Genomic DNA, 628 nt, shown 5'->3' with positions numbered 1-628 from the left:
GCCGTGCTCGGCTCGCTCAACGTCGACGTCGTCACCCTCGTCGAGCGGCACCCGGTGCCCGGCGAGACCGTGCTCGGCGAGGCCGGTGGCCGGTTCGCCGGGGGCAAGGGCGGCAACCAGGCCGCGGCCGCGGCGCGCACCGGGGCGAGCCCCGTGCAGATGCTCGCCCGGGTCGGGTCCGACGAGGCGGGCGTCGCCTACGTGGAGCGCCTCGGGGCCCTGGGCATCGACCCGTCGTCCGTCTCGACGAGCCCCACGGCCCCGACCGGGACCGCGCTCATCACCGTCGACGAGCAGGGTGAGAACTCGATCGTCGTCGTCGCTGGCGCCAACGGGGAGCCGGACCCGTCGCTCGCCCACGCGGCGGGACGCCTGGCTCCCGGCGACGTGCTGCTCTGCTCGCTCGAGGTCGACCTCGGCACGGTCGCCGACGCGGCGCGGGCGGCCCACGCCGCCGGGGCGCGCGTCGTCGTCAACCTCGCCCCGTATGCCGCCCTGCCGACCGACGTCATCGAGCTCGCTGACCCCGTCGTCGTCAACGAGTCGGAGATGCGCGGCCTGGCGGACTCCGCCCGCGTGCCGCAGTCGCTGCTCGTGACCTTCGGCGCGGCGGGAGCACGGTGGGGGA

At 76.4% G+C, this 628-nt stretch carries 1 protein-coding gene; it reads left to right on the top strand.

The window, feature by feature from the left end:
• On the top strand, positions 1–628 hold a 628-nt coding region (locus AC1DP0_RS22505; protein WP_478088899.1), incomplete at both ends, for a PfkB family carbohydrate kinase.

The organism is Terrabacter sp. P5_B1, from assembly GCF_056400505.1.
The sequence above is the reverse complement of the archived record's forward strand: the minus strand, read 5'-3'. Positions and strand labels throughout refer to the sequence as shown.